The sequence below is a fragment of the Nitrosomonas sp. Nm34 genome (genome assembly GCF_900113925.1).
Lineage (GTDB): Bacteria > Pseudomonadota > Gammaproteobacteria > Burkholderiales > Nitrosomonadaceae > Nitrosomonas.
The window spans coordinates 36771-57140 of record NZ_FORD01000004.1 but is presented as its reverse complement, the minus strand read 5'-3'; the positions used below and the strand labels follow the sequence as shown (position 1 = coordinate 57140).

Sequence of the window (20370 nt, the reverse complement as noted above, 5' to 3'; positions counted from 1 at the left end):
GAGTAGAACGGCCTTGTTTATGGTAGATTGTGAAAAAGGGATTATAAATGTAGCGCGTGCAAAAGGGGAATAATGAATGACTTTGAAAAATAAAGTGATTCTGGTTACGGGTGGAGCCAAGCGAGTAGGAGCGGCCATTTGTTGCAAGCTGCATGCACAGGGTGCCAATCTGATGGTGCATTATCGTTCTTCTCAGAATGAGGCGCAAATGTTGCGACAAACTCTCGAACAAATGCGCCCGGGCTCGGTTGAGTTAATTCAGGCTGATCTACTGGATATTGAGTGCCTGCCAGATTTGATCAAGGAAACTGTACGGCGATTCGGTAAGCTGGATGCATTGGTGAACAATGCTTCCAGTTTCTTTTCTACACCTGTTGGTCAATTTACTGAACAAGCCTGGATAGATTTAATCGGTAGCAACCTGAAAGCTCCCTTGTTTTTATCCCAGGCAGCCGTACCTTATTTAGAAAAACGGTATGGTTGTATTGTTAATATCGTGGATATCCATGTGGAACAGCCTTTGAAAAACTATGTGATTTATAACGCGGCGAAGGGTGGATTAGCTGCGCTTACCCGATCGCTTGCCTTGGAGCTAGCTCCGCTTATTCGCGTCAATGGTGTCGCACCGGGTCCTATTTTGTGGCCAGAGTATGAAGAAGAATGGGTTGACCCATCGTTACGCGAAGAGATCATAGACAGGACACTCCTCAAGCGCATGGGAGAACCGGAGGATATTGCCAACACAGTCTATTTCTTAATCGCGCATGCATCGTTTATTACCGGTCAGATCATTGCAGTGGATGGCGGACGCAGTATCAATCTGTAATGGCTTATTCTAATTTTCAATAGAAATAATAATTACAGAATTACGTAATTCTTGTAAATAAATATTTTCATATGAAAAATTATTGAATTTTTATTCAAAATTCGAATTATTCTGTTTCCCAGTCCAACATGGCGTGCGGGCAAGCTGCAGACAGGATAAATCCTATGGCAAGGAAAAAGGTCTAAAAACGGCCCTTAGGATAATGAGTTATTCGCCAAACGCGTCCCTGATCCACTCGATTTCCGGGTCATGATGACCTGTCAGTAGCACAGCATCAAATCGACATGGAGGGGTAGTGTACAATCGGGATAGATAATGCCGGGCAGCACGGATAAGCTTGTTTTGCTTGCTGGTCGTAATGCTAGCGGCAGCACCGCCAAAATAATTATTTGATCGCATTCTGACTTCGACGAAGACTAAGGTGGCCCCCTCTTGCATGATGAGATCAATTTCACCAAAACGGCAACGGTAGTTTTTTTCGAGCAGAACTAGGTGTTGGCGCTGCAGAAACAGGGCAGCCAAGTGTTCAGCGTCAGATCCTTTCATAATAACTTGTTTTTATAGCCTCTATATGTTGAGGATGTGCGACAATTCGTATTGGAAAATATCATTCCATTTCTACATCAAACCCAATTTTTTCGGCTTCTCCTTGCCATAATATTTATACTGTCTGTAGCTCGCCTTCATGCCATGCATGATTGGGAAATGGGTTAATAAACCGACCAGAATCAAGAATGCTGACTAAAAGCACATTATATGTAGTTGCCACACCGATTGGAAATTTACGCGATATCAGTTTGCGCGCCCTGGATGTGCTGGCTGCAGTGGATGTTATTGCAGCTGAGCATATTCATCTCACCCAACGCTTACTGGCGCTTCATACGATTCATACCCGTCTGATTACACTACATCAACACAACGAACGGGCTGCTACCGAGAAGATCATTAACATGCTGGCGGCACAAAAGTCGGTGGCCTTAGTAACCGATGCCGGCACCCCCGGCATATCAGATCCCGGTGCGCTGTTGATTCACTATGTCAGAGAGCAGGGCTATCGGGTGGTACCGATTCCTGGGGCAAATGCAGCTGTGTGTGCGCTATCGGCCTCGGGCATTATCGCGCCTCATTTTTTATTTTATGGTTTTCTCCCGACTAAGTCCGGTGAGCGCAAACGCAAATTAGCATCACTGACATCCTTAACCTCCTGTACCCTGATTTTTCATGAAGCTCCGCATCGCGTGCTGGAATGTATGATGGATATGATTGCAGTGTTTGGGGAACGGCGTCAGATAACCATTGTCAGGGAACTGACTAAATTATTTGAAACCATTTATACTTCTGATTTGAGTCATGCCCTGACATGGCTGCAATCTGATGAAAATCAGCAAAAAGGTGAATTCGTATTGTTACTTTCTCCAGCCGCCACGGAAAAGGACAACCAGATCACCGAACAGGCAGAACATACACTGCATATCCTGATGGAAAATTTACCCCTGAAGCAGGCTGTGCAGCTGGCAGCCGAGATTACCGGTGGCAATAAGAAAAAACTGTATGCGTTTGCTTTGTCTAAGAAAGAAGCGTTAACCAAGCAATCAAAGGATTCATGAGACTTTTATGCAAACTACTCTAATATTTACCCGCCCTGATGATTGGCATTTGCATGTGCGTGATGGCAAACCAATGCAGGATGTGTTAGCTGATACTGCTCGACAGTTTGCCCGAGCGATCATCATGCCGAATCTCAGACCACCGATTGTGACTGTTGAGATGGCAGCAGCCTATCGGGCGCGTATTCTGGCAGCTTTGCCGAAAACGCTGCAGGGACGTTTCGAACCGCTTATGACGCTTTATCTGACTGACAATACGCCTCCAGCTGAAATCAGACGGGCTAAAGAGAGCGGCATAGTGCATGCAGTCAAACTCTATCCTGCTGGTGCGACGACTAATTCCGATGCCGGTGTGACGGATCTTGCCAGGTGCTCTAAAACTTTAGAAAGCATGGAGCAGCTTGGCATGCCCCTGTTGGTGCATGGCGAGGTGACTGACCCTGATATCGATGTGTTTGATCGAGAAAGCGTTTTTATCGATCAGGTACTGCAGCCGCTGATACAACGTTTTCCAGGGCTGCGCATCGTATTTGAGCATATCACGACGCGTGAAGCAGTCGAGTTTGTGCGTGCAGCTCCAAACAACCTTGCTGCCACAATTACTGCACATCATTTGCTGCTTAATCGTAATGTCCTGCTTGCAGGCGGTCTCCACCCCCATCATTATTGTTTGCCCGTTCTGAAACGAGAAACTCACCGCCTTGCCTTGATTGGGGCTGCGACCAGCGGCGATGCAAAATTTTTTCTGGGTACTGATAGCGCGCCGCATCCCATATCGAGTAAGGAAAGTGCTTGTGGTTGTGCGGGCATTTATACTGCCCATGCAGCGATTGAATTTTACGCAGAGGCTTTTGAGCAAGCAGGTGCGCTCGATAAGCTGGAAGCATTTACCAGCTTTCATGGTGCGGATTTTTATGGTTTGCCGCGTAATACCAATCATATTACCTTGATCAAGGAAAGCTGGAAAATACCTCAATGCCTGGAATTTGGGGAAGGAAAGCTGGTTCCGTTGCGAGCAGGTGAAAATGTTTCCTGGAAACTGTTGAGCCTATAAGTCTTTTTAAGCTTGAATGGATTTTTTTAAAAAATAAAAGAAATACCCATTACTCTTTTATCTATCTTCTCCACCGTCTTTAATCGGTTTTTACTTTATCAGTTTCTTCTTCTGATAACTTAACATCAAATAATATTTCATCATCTCGTGGTGATCGTGTTTTTTCTTCTATGTTCCACCAACCGCCACCTAATGCGACAAATAAGGCAGCCGTATCTTGGAAACGAAGTGCTAATGTTTGTAGGTAATTTAACTTGCTCTGAAAGTACTGACTCTCTGCAATGGATACTTGTTGGTAATTAACGAGACCGGCCTGATAATTAGCCTGCATCAGATGCATTCTTTCTTGCGCTAAATGAAGCTCTTGTGACTGATGCTGCAGCGCTTCAGCATCATATTTCAATGCCAGTAAAACATCAGCTACTTGCGCTAAAGCGTCCAGTGTCGTTTGGCGGTATTGCGCACGCGATTGCTGAAAGGCATCGATAGCTGCTTTACGCTGAAACCATAAAGTACCGCCATGAAATAATGGGGCAACAAAGTTGGTGCCAATACTCCAGAAGTTACCGCTACTTAAAAAAATATCCAGCAGATTTCTATTGTTTTGTCCATAAGTACCATTTATTGTAAAAGAAGGAAACATCGCTGCGGTAGCGATACCAATATTGGCACTGCTCTGATGTAATTGAGCCTCAGCCAATAGAATGTCAGGGCGTTGCCGTACTAAGCTCGAAGGAAGCGATATGGGCAGATTGGTTGGTAACGAGAGGTCAGCCAAATCAATCTCCTCAAATTCATGTTCTCCTGGAAACTGGCCGATCAATGTAGCAAGCAGGTGCTCGGCCTGGCTGCGCTTTTGCACGAGCCGGGGGAGAGAGGACTCGAGCACCTCAAGCTGTAATCTCAAGTTGACCAGCTTTTCATACTCAATGATACCAGCTTGCGTCTGGGATTCGGTCAGCTTAACTTGCTCTCGCTGTGATTCAATCAATTGCTGAGTTGTTTGAATCTGAGCTTCGTAACCAGCCCGGGCAATCACAGTATTTACAATATTGCCAATCAGCGTCAAATAAGTAGCGATAACCGTATAATGCTGCATATCCCTGCTGGCACCGAGGGCCTCGACAGTACGCCGCTGAGCGCCAAATACGTCTAGCGCGTAACTGACGCTGGCTGATAGTGTGAAGAGGTTAAAAGTACTGCTAACAGGGCTCCCGAAGCGAGCAGCCGAGAATTTCTGGCGACTTGCCGTTCCTCCGAGATCAATCTGAGGAAAAAAAACACCATACCCTGCTTGTAAATTATCTTGACTTTGCTGCAAGCTGGCCTGTGCTGATTCTAGAGTTGGGTTGTTGGCGATGGCTTCTTTTACCAGCGCGTCTAATTTGGGGGAATGGAATAACTGCCACCAATCGGCTGCAATTTCAGCGCCTTGTTCAAAATACTGTATCTGCCCATCTGCTGAAACAGTTTCTTGTAGTGGTTTACCTGGAACATAGCGCTCGGTCTCTGGTGGTTGCGGGCGGACAAAGTCCGGGCCAACAGCACAACCGGTAGCTGTCAGTAACCAGACTGCTGACAATCTGGCCAATATATATTTTGCATTGGCATGAAAGAGATGTTCATCCATTCACAGCTCCTTGTTTCTCCGGCGTATGTACTTTTTATCAAAAACTATCACTCATTATCGTGATTTTTCACGTTTTATTCTTTCTTGTACATTGCAGATGATTTAGTGGTATTTCTTCTACTGTAGCTCGTGTAATCAAAATAGGGCTATCAGCATGCATTAGTGAAAAAGCGCTACCTCTTTGTATAGCACTACTTACTTGCCCGAATATAAACATCCACTAGCTGACCTGGGTACAATTGAATATCTTTTGGTCTTTCAAAACGAAAAAGTACCGGTAATACCCTGACGTCAACCCGCTCAGTTCGTTGGTTCGATAACTGGATCTTTGGCGAAACATAAGGCTGCAAACGGCTGAATTGTAACGGAATACGAATATCAGTGCCGCGAATGAACATTTGCGCATCCATCCCCGAAACATCTGGCAGTCGGTGAATCAGAATCTCATCGACATAGCATCTTACGGCCAGGCTGTTTTCTGAATTACCCATCACCACAACCGGTTTGAAACTTTCTGTATAGGTATCATAGACGCCCTGGGGTGAAATAAAGTTACCTATTGTTGCTCGTATTGACATAATGACACCATTGACCGGTGCTCTGATCGTATATTTTGCCAGCAGGGCGCCGCCAGCTTGATAAGTTTTGGTTAACGCGATGTACTGACGCTCCTGATTCTGAATGTCGTAACTCCATGCGCCTGCTTTGGTCAGATTGTAGTTTTTTTGAGCAATCTCGAGACTGGTTTTGGCAACCTTGGTTGCATTGATGGCATTATCCAGGCTATCCTTGCTGACTGATCTCGGATCCAGCTCATAAGAGTTTCGCAGTTTTTCTAATTGTGCTTCGGTAGTTTTCAGGTTTGCTCTCGCAAAATCAAGCTGTGCTTTAGAAACTGCTAGAACTTCCTTTCTCGGTTGCGCTTTTAATGCCTCCAGTAGCGCCAAGGCTGCTTCAGCTTGTGCATGTTGTTGCTCCACTGTGGCGCGTTGAATGGAATCATCTATTTGCAGCAAAGGCTCTCCTTGTTTGACAGTTTGTCCTTCAGCCACCAGAATTTGAGTAATAACGCCAGCAACCTCTGGATAAAGATTGATATTTTCACCTGCTGATTGATAGCTTTCGATAATGCCTGTCGAGTAAATCCCCTTGGCATAAGGATTCGGTGCTGGATTGAAAACGGGTGGTTGCGGTTTCTTTTGGATACCGAATAAATAGGCGCTCACCCAACCAGCAATTACCCCACATAATGCAATGACGATAATGATCTGGTTTTTCAATCATTTCTCCCTTTCTCGATACCGACAAGTTTGCCATCCTCCATCCTCATCATCCTATCGGCATACTCAAAAATACGACTATCGTGAGTAACAATCAAAATACACCGCTTGTCCGTGAGGATGTTATTTTTTACAAAATCCATGATGCGCCGCCCCGTATCCCCATCCAGCGAAGCAGTGGGCTCATCAAAGATCATTAGATCCGGTTGACTGACCAACGCTCTGGCTAAGGCAACACGTTGCTGCTCCCCTCCACTCAACTTGACCGGCGGAAGCTCCGCCTTATTTTTAAGTCCTACAATCTCTAAGTAATGGGCTGCTTTTTTGAGGGATTCATCCCAGTCCTGTTTCTTAAGAATGAGAGGAATAGCCACATTTTCAGCGGTAGTGAGTCGTGGAAAGAGATGATAATCCTGAAAAACGAAACCCACTTTATTTAACCGGAATTCGGCAATCTGATCAGCACTGAGTTTCCAGATATCCACACCCTCGATCGCTACCGTTCCGGAGTTTGGACGCAAAATACCAGAGATCATACTCAATAATGTCGTCTTTCCACTTCCTGATGGGCCTACAATAAATAATATTTCACCGAAATAAGCTTCGAAACTGACTTCTTTTACCGCAAAGGTTCTGAGATCACCTTCACCAAACCATTTCGTTAATTCATTAGCAGAGATCGCGGGCATCACGTCATTATCTGGTTGATTAAATTGCAATGATGAAGTCAGGTAATGCTTATGGCCGCGCCATCTGACAAGATAGCATTTCCATCATTACATCTATTCATTCTACGGGCTATAGTTTGACTATCCGATTTTGAAGTCAGTTTGATTCAACCTCTAAAAATATCGAAAGGCTCAATCTTTAATACCTTTCTTATCCCAATATAACTTGAAATTATTGCGATGATGAGAACCATTACAAACGCAAAACCCAAGGTGGTAAAGGTGATATTGGCGGAATAATCGGGGACTTTGAGTTTGGCGATTGTGATAATAAGTGTACAAAAGCCCACTCCTAATCCATATCCAATTACCGCTGCCAGTCCAGCTTGAAAAAGAATCATATAAACGAGTTCCTTTCCCTTGATACCGATCGCTTTTAATGCACCAAATTTTTCGAGGTTTTCGAGGATGAAGGTATAAAATGTTTGCCCTGAGATTGACAAACCGACCAGGAAGCTCACAATCGTCATGATGAAAATATTGGTTCCGAGCCCTGTTTTATATTTGTAGTAATTGGAAATTTTTTGCATGAAGTCTTCTTCAGTGAGTGCCTCATATCCCAGCTGTTTCACTTGATGCTGAATATGGGGAATTGCGTCTCTACTTTTCGGTTCTACGAGAATAAAGGCAATGGTGAATCGTGTTGATGGGATATACTGAATCGCTTTACTGTATGTGGTATAAAGAGTTGGAATTCCGAACAATCCGCTGCTGGCTACCTTAGCGATGCCCACGATAACGCCGCGATGATCGTTCAGCTCAAATTCTGTGCCTATACGGGGATGTTCCAGTTTGGCAATTTCTGCATCATCAACAACGATAAAGGCATTCTCAGCATAGATATCCTCAATCCCCCCCTCGATAAGCTCGGGGCGGCCGACTAGACTGTTATCATCCAACCCTAAAATAGTGACCGATTGAAAGACTCCACTTTTAAGCTTGACTAACGCGCCGCCAGAATACATCGGGACAGCATATTCGACGCCATCAATGCTGCGAACGGCATTAAGCACATAATCCGGCATCGGGATGCTGTTGGCAACATTATTGACGGCGGGATCCAGTACCCATACTTTAGCTCCCAGATTAATAACCGTTGAGGAAGCCTTGGCAAGAATTCCAGAAAAAATGGATGTCATCTGGACCATGAGAAATACGGCAAAAGTAATTCCCACCAATAAGGCGGCATATTTACCCTTGTCATTTACAAGAAGCTTAAAGGCAAGTTTCAGAATTCCTTTCATTTACCATCTCCCTCTAATAGGCTCATGGTGTGAGACAATCGATATGGATGATGAATCACTGCAACGTGCATTCATCATGGGGAATGAAGTCGGGTTATCTTTAAACTATTGTCGCATTTTTTCCATTATTCCACTAAATCAAAACTGATTTTGTCGGCTTCACCTTGCCGTATTATGGATACTGTCTGCGGCTCACCTTTGCGCCATGTTTGATTTGGAAATGGAATGAGATCTTATGCAGTGTTTTTCTCGTTTTTGTGAAAAAGGAAGAGCTTGCCTGCTCCCACAATGCGAATTTTTCCATGCACCAATATCAAAGTGAACTGGAAAATGCTTGAGTCACTCAATTTTGGGTGGTGGTTGATTTTGCTAAGGTTGAGTGAAATTAGAAGTGATTAGCGTAAAATCAGGGATTTTCGTCAAACCCCTCGCCATTGCCTGAGATCGTTCTCAGATTTTCTTATGAACCAGTGCATATGGGACGGGCGGTTAAGCCACGAATTGATCCTTGCTCTACAGGATATCCATTGGAGTCTTTACAGCTTAATTTTCTGTTCGAGTCAGTCAAGAGGATTGGCTGGCTTGCCTGGGAGGAGGAGAGGCTGGCTGGCTGGAAGGTCGCTGGTGTTTTATACCAGCGACAGAACAAAATTTACATTTGACTTTGTAGCCAGTTCTGACTACCCACCTTTTGCATGACATCTAATTGTGTTTCCAGCCAATCGATATGTTCTTCAGTATCTTCAAGAATATGTTCAAAAATTTCCCGCGAAACATAATCCTGAGCAGTTTCACAGGCAGCAATCGCAGCGAGCAGCGTTTGCCGTGAGGTATTTTCCAACGTGAGATCACACATCACACATTCCTGGGGTGATTCACCGATCAAAAGCTTCTCCAGGTCCTGTAAATTAGGTAGCCCATCCAGAAACAAAATACGCTCAATGAGTTTGTCAGCATGCTTCATCTCTTCGATCGATTCGTTATATTCATGCTCGCCGAGTTGATTGAATCCCCAGTTTTTGTACATCCGGGCATGAAGGAAATACTGATTGATCGCAGTTAGTTCATGCAATAACTGACGATTTAACCAATTAATAATGTCTGCGTTCCCTTTCATAGTTGTCTCCTTAGACGGTTGATTCGTAGGAACTGGTAGGTTCAGGTGACAGGAGGCTGGGCCGGGGTTTCTCGCATTAACGCTTGATCAAGTATCCTTTTTGCGTGGCAGGCACAAATGCCACACTGCTCGGTAATACCGAGATTAGCTTTCAGATCGCGCATCCGTTCAGCTCCTTGACTGACAGCTTCGCGAATGGCACGATCAGTAACCCCCTTGCAGACACAAATATACATGAAACACGCCTTTTGTCGATTGATTTAAAAGTGGTTTATTCTGATAGGAACAAAGCAAACAATATTACTAATGAGAATGATTCGTAATTATATTTGTTTTTGTACAAAATGCAAACGAATACTGTTGCCATGTAAATGATCGGTTTAGTCGATAGATTCCAGGTTCGTACTCCCTGCACCATCTAAAATACGCCGCACAAGATCGGAAGTGGAAATGCCAGGTGTATAGTCGATTTCTTTGATCATATGCGATGGTAGCGTCGCGCATAATTTGTATTTTTCAATGCGTTCCTTCTCAGAAGCGCAGGCAAATGTATAAATTGCAAAACCATGTTTCTCCATAAACTTTGGCGTTGTATGAACGGGGCTCTCAGTGATAACGGCGTCAACGTATTTACAAGCAGAAACGACTGCAGCGCGTTCAGCCTGAGGCATAACGGGGAGTTTGCCTTTATTTTCAAGAACCCGCGTATCTGGAACAACACAAACCGTTAAATGGGTGCCCAGTGCGCGCGCTTCCCGTAAGAAATTGACGTGACCTTCATGAAACAGATCGGCCACCATCCGTGTATACACACGCTTCTGAGGTCGATTTCTAGGCCATGATGGAATATCCTGCCTTAAATACGATATGGCTCTTTCTAGCCATTGGCGACTGCGTAACACGGTTACATCATCAGGATCTTTCAGAGCTATTTGGTGAGCATACGACCACGCTTTGATCAGATCACCCGATAGCCAGCGCTGGGTGAGGCGATAATAAGCATAACATCGTACCAGCAAAGTAAATTTTTCCAGGTTTAAGGCAGATACCACCGTATCCCAATAGGGATTGGGGGTACGCCAATCACCATAGAAGGCGGTTAAAATTTTCTCAGGAGGGTGTGGGAACCATGCATTTCCATACTCTGTATTGCGTTTGATTAAATCGAACTCAGGAAAGACAGAAACCCGCTGATATTCTCCCGGGTAATCCGGCAAAGAAAAGCCGCCTACGATTTTGTGATCACTCCTGTGCTCCAGGCCGCATAAATCAAGGGTGACTCCAATTTCTGAATGCACATAATCACGGTAATTGCTGTAGTTGAAACCCATGGATACCCTGGACCATCCCATTTTCTCCAGCGCCTGGCAGCATGCTTCCCAGGATTCCATCCATACTGCAATGTCCAGATCCTTATCAAACTCCAGCAGATGACCATTACGGACTAAACCGAGCAACGTGCCTGCAAAAGGAAAGGCAGGTATGCCTTGTGAAGCCAATGCTGCGCAGGTTACCCATAACAACTGTTCAGCCTTGCCAGAGGTAAAAATATTTTCGGTGCCGGCTTGTTCTTCCGCTTGTTTTTTTTTGGCTGGAGCTTTTCCCGATTTGGCGAGTAACGTTAAATGATGAATTGTGCTGGTGAAGTGAGCATGAGCCGTTGTCAAATCCAGTAATAAAAAACTTGCTGCTCCCCTAATCTGCGCCCAACGTGCTTTCGGGAAATCACCTTGTACATGGTCATAAATACTAGCGGCATAGGCGGGAACCTCTTTTGTTCGTTCAGATCGCATCGCCATGGCGCACCATAATTTAGCCACCTCGGGTGATAAGGGATGCTCATGTTTTAACGGATCAAGAATTTTGGCTGCCTCATTTAGATTGCCGGTAGCCATCAGCTCCTGCGCACGTTGTAAAGCACGCTTAAGTTTTTCAGTCATAGTCATTAATAATTAGCACGATTTAATTCACATTATTCTTGTATTCTACTGATTATTTGTTAATATTGAGAATTAATCTCATTATTATTTGCATGACTAAATAATAATGTGCTAGGAAATTTCTTTAATATATATGGAGATAACATAATGGCTGTAAGTACACAACCTCGCCCCAATCTCAGCAATTCCGGGAATATTTTTGAGATAATCGATGGCATCCAATTTATCGGTTTCGGTTCGGGGGGATTTAACGAAAATGATTTGCTGATTATCGGCGATGAATTGGATAATGTTCTTGAAGGCAGATCTGGTCATGACGAAATAGAAGGAGAGGCGGGAAACGACACATTAACAGGTGGAGATGGTAACGATACATTGGATGGCGATGCTGGCAATGATGACCTGGATGGTGGGTTAGGAACCGATAAGCTCTTTGGTGGCGCAGGTGATGATATTCTTCGTGCTGGCCATGGTCGTGATCAATTGACTGGAGGTAGCGGCAGCGATACGTTTGGTTTTTATGCCTTGGGGCATTTTCGGGTAACTGATTTTACGATTGGCCAAGATCGCCTATTTTTTGATTCTGAGAAGCTTGGAATTAATAGTCTAGAACAACTTATTCCCTTTATCACAAATATTAACCAAAGAACGGATGGCGTTAAAGTGGAATTCGGGTCAGAAGCATCGATTGACCTTGTCGGTATCAATTTAAACGATATTACGGCAGATATGGTTGTCTTTACAATCTGAGATATTTTCCCCAATCACTAAGTACATTCAGTGAATAGAAGATGTTTTTATATTGAGGAATATTTGATCTACGAGGATTACTGCTGTCTATGCAGCAAGCTTGTTGATTTTTTATCGGGTTTGACAAGAAATACCCAGAGCAGCAAGGATGTTGCTCTGGGGCTCATCCAGCTTTCACAAAGTGGTTTTGTACGGTGCGATTTTCTGTTGCAACGGCATAAACTCCAGTCGAATTGCACAAACCGAGTATATTGTTTGTTGCGCGGCATGGGGTATTTCGCTTGGCGCAGTCAGTGCCGGCCGGTCTAATTCACCATAAACCATAGACTATATTGCTAAGATCAGAAACAGTACAAGCTGGTTTATGCGTATGCCACCCCATACTTTGCGTTATGTTCACTTGATCAAATAATTATTTCAGTGAAAATAATTAATCCATTTCTAAATCAAAACTGACTTTGTCGGCTTCACCTTGCCATATTACTGATGCTGCCTGCGGCTCGCCTTCACGTCATTTTTGATTTGGAAATGGAATTTCAAGAGCGAAGAAACGCTATGCCATGCGACAAATTGTCGCAACCCTATCATCTATTCCAGTAATTATATAAATAAACTTTGCTCAGATTGCATTCATTTTCAGGCAGTTCCGTAATTACCATAGATTTCAAAGGCACATTTGAAATAATAACTGCGACAATTTGTCGCATTGTCATTTATGTGAGCAGACCAGATAATGTTTGTGGCTATCCATCTTTCCTTTGCAATAAGATGGTTGGCCACTGGTACTCTGATTTTCATTTTTGATGAGTCAATTAATCGGGTAATTGGGATGGGTCTTACGGGCTGTTCCCTTGATTAAACCATGAACATATAAAAAATTAGTAAAGGGATATATGAAAAAAAATAAGCTTAAAATATTAACACTAGTTTTGGCTACGTCCACGCTGATAGGCATGGGGCAAAGTGTATCGGCGCATACCCGATTGGAAGTACCAATAGCTGTAGAAGGCGTCAGAGTGACCAACAATGTTGCCATCGGCCATGGATGTGGCGAGAAAGCGATTATTGGTACATCAGTGGTTTTTCCGGATGGTAAGGATTCAGTCATCACCGTAGGCGGTCAACCTCATGCAGGGACATTGACCGATTTTGTATCAAACTGGGGGCCTAATGTTCAACCTCTCCAGACTCGTGCAGTATTTGATTTTGTGGATGAAAAACAAGGGTCAACAGGTAATGTCGTCGGGTTTTGGTCTGGTGGAGGATCAGGTATGCCGGCTCACATGAATGCATTTGTCCCTTTCAGAGTTAGCGCAACCAACATTGAGCCAACTTCATGCGCCAATAGCGTGAAATTTTTTGTTTCTATTGTCGATATTTGTGAAATTACTGGAATCGATGCATTACGCAGCGGAAGTGGAGAATCTGGAGGTCCTGTTAACCTGTGGACACATAATAACTTGGGAACGCCCTATGATCGTGTGAGTGCTGAAGATGATGGTCCTGCTTCATTAACGATCACGCGTGATTTAACGAAGAACCCACTGCCTGGATCATGTGGCGCAGGTGTCGATATTGAGGTAAAACCTTCTGCTGCACAGATTAACCGTGATATGCCAATCAAGTTCAACGGTCAGCAAGTTTGGCCTCAATAAACGCTATACCTGGCATTTGCAAATGGGATTGTGAATCCCGTTTGCATTATCAGAAAGAGTTGCTATCTTCGGTGGTAGAAACAGGTATGTACAGAAATTTGGCTAACAGACTAAGAGAACAAACAGAGAAGTAGTTTCATAATATTTTTATCAATATAATATTTAAAGATTATGTTGAATGCTCAAAAGAGCGAGGAGAAGGTATGACAAAGAATCTATCAAATCTACCAAAAATATTGGTGACTGCTGGTAGCATCATCACGGCTTGTTATGCTGCAACTGTCAGTGCGCATGGCGGTGGTGCTACGCTTGATCCTGCCGGTAACAAGGCAGCATTCACTGCGCTGGCACGTGTGACCTGCTTTGATGATGGCAATGGACCAGCTGCACATATCGTGGCCAAGATTAGGGATAATTCTGCTCCTATACCAGGAATGTTTGTCAGTCTTCAGCTGCTTAAAGGCAGCAAGGCAATCAGTGTTACCGATACTACGCCAGGGGATGCACAATTTAGTGAACAAGTAAGCCTGCAGGGTGGCAGCGGTGTTTACTTTATGATGGTGGACAAAACGATAGCAGGTGCGCGGGATTTTGAAGTCGAATGGCATTGCATGACCGCCAATCAAGTGCATACTGGTACAGACATAGTAGTCGATCAATTTGAATAATGGCAGTTCTATTTATGGCCTGTTCACGTTCTTTAAATATCGTTTATAAAATGATTAAGCAAATCAGTTTATTAATTTCAGTTGGCCTGATGTTTTTCCTTTCTATGGTGGCACCTGTCAGGGCGCACCTGGAAGGAAATACGCCGCCGCCACATTGTCAGCTGACTTTTTTGGATGGAAAATCTGCTGAAGATTGGGAGGCAATGAAAGGCGAAGTGATTTATGTTGATTTCTGGGCTTCCTGGTGTCCTCCTTGTGTTAAATCATTTCCCTTCATGAGCCAATTAATGCATGAATATAAAGACAAAGGTCTGAAAGTGATCGGCATAAATCTGGATGAAAATCTTGAAGATGCCAAGAAATTTCTTGCCAAGCGTCCTGTTAATTTCTCTATTATGGTCGATACCAGTAAACGCTGCGCTCAAGACTTCAACGTGATGGCCATGCCGTCCACTTATATCATTGACAAAAGAGGTTTGGTCCGACATATTCATCGTGGTTTCCGGTCCGGTGAAACTGAAGAGCTGCGTGGCTTGATTGAGCAATTGCTGCAAGAAGAACTATAGAGCGAGTTTATATTCATTGTGCCGGTATAGACATTCTTAGCTTGACTTCATTGATGAAAGTCACTCACTTTGTTGTCATTTTCGCTATTTTGCTCAGCGTATCGGGATTATCCGGCTGTGTCCAGGTAGCGGCCTGGGAGCGTGGTAATCTTGCCAAACCGCAAATGGCGCTGGAGCCTACTCCATTACAAAGTGCTATTCAGGCGCACGTTTATGGTAGTCGTGAAGCTGCTGCCAGCATTAATTCTTCGGGGGGAGGCGGCGGCTGTGGCTGTTTCTAAGCCATACCATGAAAATAGGTTTGAACGATCCATGCTTAGCTGGTTCAACTCAATATTCAGCTGAGGAACTTGAAACTAGCGATTTAAAAGCCCATTCAGCTTCTTCTTCCAGTAAACCAGCGCTGCAGGCATTGACGTCTGCCGCGCTTGTTTTGCCGGGTTTGTTACTGTCTTCCGCACACGGTGCCAATCCCAGCAGTGACAACGTCAGTTTTCAATATATCCGCTATGAAGAAGGTAAACGCAATCTTTACAATATACATAGCAACCTGAAACCCATTACGGTTGATGTCGTACATGGAAGCGGCAATTTTACCTTCTATGATCGAGTTAAATTTTCATTTAACTATACTCAAGATACCTGGTCGGGCGCTACCCCTGTTACCACAGCGCCTTTAGTGGCCAATGGCAATCGGCCGATTCTGCAAAACTCACCCAATGGGGTGGTTACCGTTGGGGCCTCTCCTTTCGTCAATACCCGAGTTTTGCTCGATCATAATTTAAATCCACTCAGACTGACACCTGATGCTGGACAAGCCGTTGATTCACGTAATGTGCTGGTGCTGTCTTCCGCCTCGCCTGAAACACGTAATCAGGCGAATTTTAAACTGGGTTATGAATGGAATGAGGCAGCGCTTAATGTGGGAGGGGGATTTTCATTAGAAAGGGATTATAAATCGAGTTATGGCAATATCAGCGGCCGTCTCGATTTCAATCAGAAGTTAACCAGCTTGAAATATGGAGCAGCTTATACCAGCAGTGAAACATCTGCCATTCTCGACCCGGATCTCGTGCCTTATTTGACTACCACCGCTTATGCCAATCAAATAGAACGGCGCAGTGGCTCGGATATATTACGAGGCGATCGCCAGGATTGGACAGCTAATTTGGGCTTGACTCAGGTGCTTGGTAAGAATTCGCTGATCGATACCAATATCGGTTATACCCATAGCAGCGGGTTTATGGAAAATCCGTACAAAGTCATGACGGTTATTTTTGTTAACCCCAATGCGATCAGTCCCGATCCCAATATACCCATCGTTGGTGATGCGCGTGCCTTGTTGGAGCAGCGGCCCAATATCCGCAATCAACTGGCTCTAGGGAGTAAATTCGTGCAGCATATTAGCCCATTGGATGCGGCGCTTCATCTGAATTACCAATTCTCATTCGATGATTGGGGGATCCATGCACATACTTTTGAAGCGGATTGGGTACAACCACTGGGTTATGGCTGGACTGTTACGCCTCGCATTCGCTATTACTCACAAGATTCAGCTGATTTTTATAACCCTTTTCTCATTTCCAATCAGGCGTTTCGTAGCCCTGCCATCGATGCATCGGGACGTCAAGTATGGGTAAATTCAGATAACCCCAATCAACAATTTTTTCGTAATGGCAATGGCAATTTTTTCGATGCGAATGGCAATCCCATTGATGCAACTGAACTTAATTTACAACCTCAGCTGGTTTCATTTGATGCTGCCAAGCTGCCTAAAAGCTTTTCCAGTGATCACCGTTTGTCTGGTTTTGGTTCGTTGAGCGGTGGCGTTGTCGTTAATAAGCAATTTACCAAAGGAATCGAACTAGAAGCCGCCTTTGAATATTACACGCGAGCCAGCGCACTGAAATTGGGTGGAAATGGTCATAGCAGTTTTGCTGATTTTGACTTTTACGTTGCCAATGCTGCGATCAAGGTCGATATGGACGCCATCGGCACCCGTATGGCGAAAGAGGCCAGGCGTAATCATACTGATCATGATCATAGCGAACAGCATCACCATGCTCAACATTATGTTCCGGCCAGCATCATGTTTGGCCACATGCTGGATAAGCCAGGCGAACTCATGGTGGGATATCGATTTATGTACTCTCGTCAGACGGGTGATATGTTGCACGGAACACATCATGCCAGTGACCAGGCCATTGTCAATGAGGGATGTGGCGATGTCACGTTGTGTCGCTTTGCCCCGAAAGATATGAGCATGAGAATGCACATGCTCGATATCATGTATGCGCCCACCCGCTGGTTGAATCTAATGATTATGCCGCAATTCATGGATATGGACATGAATTTGCGTGCGCTTACCGGGCGCCCGCCACCTACTCCGGGTGTCCACGAGCATACCGGCATCGGCGGACATACAACCGGCGGTGTTGGCGACACCATTCTGATGTCGCTTTACAAACTGCTGGATTTACCTGGACACCGAGTCCATGCGGGTTTAGGTGTCAGCGCACCGACCGGGAAAGTAGATTTGGAGCTCAGGCGTATGTTCCAGGCTAATGGAGGGCTCATTCACTTTGACATGCAACTAGGAAGCGGCACCTGGGATTTCATGCCTAATATAACTTATACCGGAGAAAATAATCGCTGGTACTGGGGATCTCAGCTTTATGGCGTCAAGCGAATGGAAAGCAGTAATGAATCGGGTTATCGACTGGGTGATATTTTTCAGGCATCTACCTGGGGAGGATATCAGTTAACCCATTGGCTGGGAGCTTCAGTGCGAGGCGGTTATACTTACCGCGATAGAATACATGGAGATTTCAACCAGTTTAATGCACGTATTGGACCAATGGATTTCCCAGCGAATCAAGGAGGACATTACTGGGATATAGGCATTGGTGTAAATGCTTCGGTACCAAACGGCAAGTTTGCTGGCAATCACTTTGCTTTTGAGTGGGTACAACCAGTGCATCAGGATGTGAATGGTTTTCAACTTGAGCGTAAGGGTGGGTTATCCGCTACTTGGCATTATAGCTTTTAGTTTGTTTTGGATGGAATGATCTGTTCCTTGGAATTATTCCATTTCCAGATCAAATATGGCACGAAGGCGAGCCGCAGCAATCAAATGATAATATTTTCTCGCAATCAACCACACATTCTTCAATAATCGGAGTGAGTTTATAGATAATCTGCTGCAGAAATTTTCAATCTTAGTTAAGATTCCAAGAGATTTGTCGTTAAAAGATGACAAGATAAATAGTTTATTATTTACTCATTTTAATTTATTTGAAAGAAACCTGGATGCATATAACTCATCTCAGTAGGCATTTAAATGATAATAGCGGTTCTGGAATTATCTGAATGACTATTTCAGTAATTTCTTTTTAATGAAACTGTACCGTTTTCCCTTTAAAGCAATGGGCACGCCTTGTGAAATACAGATTTATGCCTTAACCGAGACTAAAGCCGGGCGTGCTATGGAAGCAGCCATTTCTGATATTCAGCGATTAGAATCCATTTATTCCCGCTACCGTGAAAATAGCTTTTTGTCTGAGATTAATCGTATCGCAGCGAAAGGAGGAAGTATTATTGTTGATAACGAAACAGCCGGTTTGTTGGATTATGCAGACACCTGTTATCGGGAGAGTGATGAGCTTTTTGATATTACCTCGGGTATTTTGCGCCGTGCCTGGGATTTTAAGTCAAATCAGTTACCGGATGAAGCGGTTACTCAAGCCTTGCTGGATAAAATTGGCTGGCATAAATTAAAGTGGGCCTCGCCTGTGCTTGAATTCCCGATTGCCGGTATGGAGATTGACCTGGGTGGTGTCGTTAAAGAATATGCAGTAGATCGTGTTGCTACGATATGTTGGGATAGGGGTATTCAGCATGGCATGGTCAATTTGGGAGGGGATATCAAGATTATTGGTCCGCATGCGGACGGTAGTCCCTGGCGAGTCGGGATACGACACCCGCGTCGTCCTGATGCCTTATTACAAACACTGGAACTTTATTCGGGTGCAGTTGCCAGCAGTGGGGACTATGAGCGCTGTATGACCATAAATGGTATCCGTTATGGCCATGTGCTCAACCCAAAGACAGGCTGGCCTGTAAGCCGAATGGCTGCAGTGAGTGTAGTGAGTGATTTTTGTGTTATAGCGGGCAGCGCTTCAACGATCGGGATGCTAAAAGAGCAGCAGGGCAAAGACTGGCTTGCTGACCTGGGTTTACCCCATTTGTGGATAGATGTGGATGGGCAAGTGGGAGGCTCACTCACGGAAGAAGAATGATGATAAATCAAAGAGATTATACTATTTCTCAACCAAATCTGAGTTTGCCGGCTGCTCCTTGCTGTATGATTGGCCCCGTTTGCGGCTCGTCTGGCGTCATGTTTGATCTGGAAATGGGATGAAAATGGGATGAGAATCCAGAAAGGGATTTTAATAGATAAAGCATAAGGGAATCATACGCAACGATTCCTTTGCACAAATACTTCAGGACGCCTTTAAAAATATCCTAAAATTTATAACCACGGTGCAGCGCTACCACGCCAGCAGCCAGATTAAAATATTCTACCCGTTCAAATCCAGCTTGCTGCATGAGTTGTTTCAACTCATCCTGCGATGGATGCATCCGAATCGATTCGGCAAGATAACGATAACTTCCTTCATCCCGAGCAATTAATTTACCCATGAGAGGGAGCACCTTGAAAGAGTAAGTATCATAAAAAGGTTGGAGTGGTTTCCATACCTTTGAGAATTCCAGCACGGTAAGTGATCCGCCTGGACTAAGCACACGCAACATTTCCTTGAGTGCAATGTCTTTGTGAGTCATGTTTCTCAGGCCAAAGGCGACATTGACATGATCAAAGAAATTATCTGGGAAAGGTAGTTTCTCAGCATCACATTGGGCTACTGGGACCGCTATTCCTTCATTCAGCATGCGATCCCGCCCGATGGTCAACATGGCATTGTTAATATCAGTTAACCAAACCTGGCCCGTTTCACCTACTTGCTCAACAAACAACGCCGTCAAATCTGCCGTGCCGCCTGCGATATCAAGAATCCGATCGCCCGTTTTTGCGCCACTGGTTTCGACAGCAAATCGTTTCCAGAGCCGGTGCAAACCGAGCGACATGACATCATTCATCAGATTGTAGCGTGCAGCTACCGAGTCAAAAACATCTGCAACTTTGTGTGCTTTCTCAGCTTCTGAAATAGTTTTGAAGCCAAAATGGGTGGTTTTTGTCATTTCGAATGATTAATTGAGTATTAAGAAAATGAGTGCAACATATAAT

19 protein-coding genes are annotated in these 20370 nt (G+C 44.5%); 10 read left to right on the top strand and 9 right to left on the bottom strand.

Annotated features, from left to right (window positions below):
• The first annotated feature begins 82 nt into the window (after window positions 1-82).
• Entirely contained in the window at window positions 83-826 is a 744-nt protein-coding gene (locus BM283_RS02865) for a pteridine reductase (protein ID WP_090689406.1), read from the top strand.
• A gap of 207 nt (window positions 827-1033) precedes the next feature.
• Here BM283_RS02865 and BM283_RS02860 read toward each other — a convergent pair whose 3' ends face one another.
• Window positions 1034-1372 carry a YraN family protein gene (locus BM283_RS02860; RefSeq protein ID WP_090689192.1) on the bottom strand — a complete coding sequence of 113 codons (339 nt, stop codon included), beginning with the start codon at window positions 1370-1372 and terminating at the stop codon, window positions 1034-1036.
• Window positions 1373-1560: 188 nt separating this feature from the next.
• On the opposite strand from BM283_RS02860, the gene rsmI reads away from it, so the two are divergent.
• Window positions 1561-2433 carry a 16S rRNA (cytidine(1402)-2'-O)-methyltransferase gene (rsmI, locus tag BM283_RS02855; RefSeq protein ID WP_090689189.1) on the top strand — a complete coding sequence of 291 codons (873 nt, stop codon included), beginning with the start codon at window positions 1561-1563 and terminating at the stop codon, window positions 2431-2433.
• Between the two features lie 7 nt (window positions 2434-2440).
• Complete coding sequence (pyrC, locus tag BM283_RS02850; protein WP_090689186.1) at window positions 2441-3487, top strand: dihydroorotase; 1047 nt, start codon at window positions 2441-2443, stop codon at window positions 3485-3487.
• Window positions 3488-3566: 79 nt separating this feature from the next.
• Here pyrC and BM283_RS02845 read toward each other — a convergent pair whose 3' ends face one another.
• The 7 genes from BM283_RS02845 to BM283_RS02810 form a co-directional block, all read right to left on the bottom strand.
• A complete protein-coding gene (locus BM283_RS02845; protein WP_090689183.1) occupies window positions 3567-5117 on the bottom strand; it encodes an efflux transporter outer membrane subunit in 1551 nt (516 codons plus the stop codon).
• 191 nt (window positions 5118-5308) lie between these two features.
• Window positions 5309-6397 (bottom strand): HlyD family secretion protein, encoded by a 1089-nt coding sequence (locus tag BM283_RS02840; RefSeq protein WP_090689181.1) that lies wholly within the window; start codon window positions 6395-6397, stop codon window positions 5309-5311.
• Entirely contained in the window at window positions 6394-7116 is a 723-nt protein-coding gene (locus BM283_RS02835; RefSeq protein WP_254776117.1) for an ABC transporter ATP-binding protein, read from the bottom strand. The genes BM283_RS02840 and BM283_RS02835 overlap by 4 nt, the downstream gene beginning before the upstream one ends.
• Before the next feature lie 116 nt (window positions 7117-7232).
• The gene (locus BM283_RS02830; RefSeq protein WP_090689177.1) at window positions 7233-8369 is read right to left on the bottom strand and encodes an ABC transporter permease; all 1137 of its coding nucleotides are present in this window, start codon (window positions 8367-8369) and stop codon (window positions 7233-7235) included.
• Between the two features lie 652 nt (window positions 8370-9021).
• The gene (gene bfr / locus BM283_RS02820) at window positions 9022-9486 is read right to left on the bottom strand and encodes a bacterioferritin (protein WP_090689171.1); all 465 of its coding nucleotides are present in this window, start codon (window positions 9484-9486) and stop codon (window positions 9022-9024) included.
• Between the two features lie 41 nt (window positions 9487-9527).
• The gene (locus tag BM283_RS02815; protein WP_090689164.1) at window positions 9528-9722 is read right to left on the bottom strand and encodes a (2Fe-2S)-binding protein; all 195 of its coding nucleotides are present in this window, start codon (window positions 9720-9722) and stop codon (window positions 9528-9530) included.
• A gap of 144 nt (window positions 9723-9866) precedes the next feature.
• Complete coding sequence (locus BM283_RS02810) at window positions 9867-11426, bottom strand: adenylyltransferase/cytidyltransferase family protein (protein WP_090689162.1); 1560 nt, start codon at window positions 11424-11426, stop codon at window positions 9867-9869.
• A 147-nt stretch (window positions 11427-11573) separates the two neighbouring features.
• On the opposite strand from BM283_RS02810, the gene BM283_RS02805 reads away from it, so the two are divergent.
• The 7 genes from BM283_RS02805 to BM283_RS02775 all read left to right on the top strand — a co-directional run bounded on the left by BM283_RS02805 (window position 11574) and on the right by BM283_RS02775 (window position 19363).
• Window positions 11574-12176, top strand: coding sequence for a calcium-binding protein (locus BM283_RS02805; protein WP_090689159.1), 603 nt, complete (start codon window positions 11574-11576; stop codon window positions 12174-12176).
• 893 nt (window positions 12177-13069) lie between these two features.
• Window positions 13070-13831, top strand: a complete 762-nt coding sequence (locus tag BM283_RS02800) for a hypothetical protein (RefSeq protein ID WP_090689157.1) — start codon at window positions 13070-13072, stop codon at window positions 13829-13831.
• A 203-nt stretch (window positions 13832-14034) separates the two neighbouring features.
• Window positions 14035-14499 (top strand): hypothetical protein, encoded by a 465-nt coding sequence (locus BM283_RS02795; RefSeq protein WP_090689154.1) that lies wholly within the window; start codon window positions 14035-14037, stop codon window positions 14497-14499.
• Window positions 14500-14513: 14 nt separating this feature from the next.
• Window positions 14514-15065 carry a TlpA family protein disulfide reductase gene (locus BM283_RS02790; RefSeq protein ID WP_254776115.1) on the top strand — a complete coding sequence of 184 codons (552 nt, stop codon included), beginning with the start codon at window positions 14514-14516 and terminating at the stop codon, window positions 15063-15065.
• Between the two features lie 53 nt (window positions 15066-15118).
• The gene (locus BM283_RS02785; RefSeq protein ID WP_090689151.1) at window positions 15119-15346 is read left to right on the top strand and encodes a DUF4266 domain-containing protein; all 228 of its coding nucleotides are present in this window, start codon (window positions 15119-15121) and stop codon (window positions 15344-15346) included.
• 8 nt (window positions 15347-15354) lie between these two features.
• Window positions 15355-18114: a DUF3570 domain-containing protein gene (locus BM283_RS02780; protein WP_090689148.1), complete on the top strand. Its 2760-nt coding sequence runs from the start codon at window positions 15355-15357 to the stop codon at window positions 18112-18114.
• A 346-nt stretch (window positions 18115-18460) separates the two neighbouring features.
• Window positions 18461-19363, top strand: coding sequence for an FAD:protein FMN transferase (locus BM283_RS02775; protein WP_090689145.1), 903 nt, complete (start codon window positions 18461-18463; stop codon window positions 19361-19363).
• A gap of 226 nt (window positions 19364-19589) precedes the next feature.
• On the opposite strand, the gene ubiE is transcribed toward BM283_RS02775, so the two are convergent.
• The gene (ubiE, locus tag BM283_RS02770) at window positions 19590-20324 is read right to left on the bottom strand and encodes a bifunctional demethylmenaquinone methyltransferase/2-methoxy-6-polyprenyl-1,4-benzoquinol methylase UbiE (protein ID WP_090689141.1); all 735 of its coding nucleotides are present in this window, start codon (window positions 20322-20324) and stop codon (window positions 19590-19592) included.
• Window positions 20325-20370 lie beyond the last annotated feature (46 nt).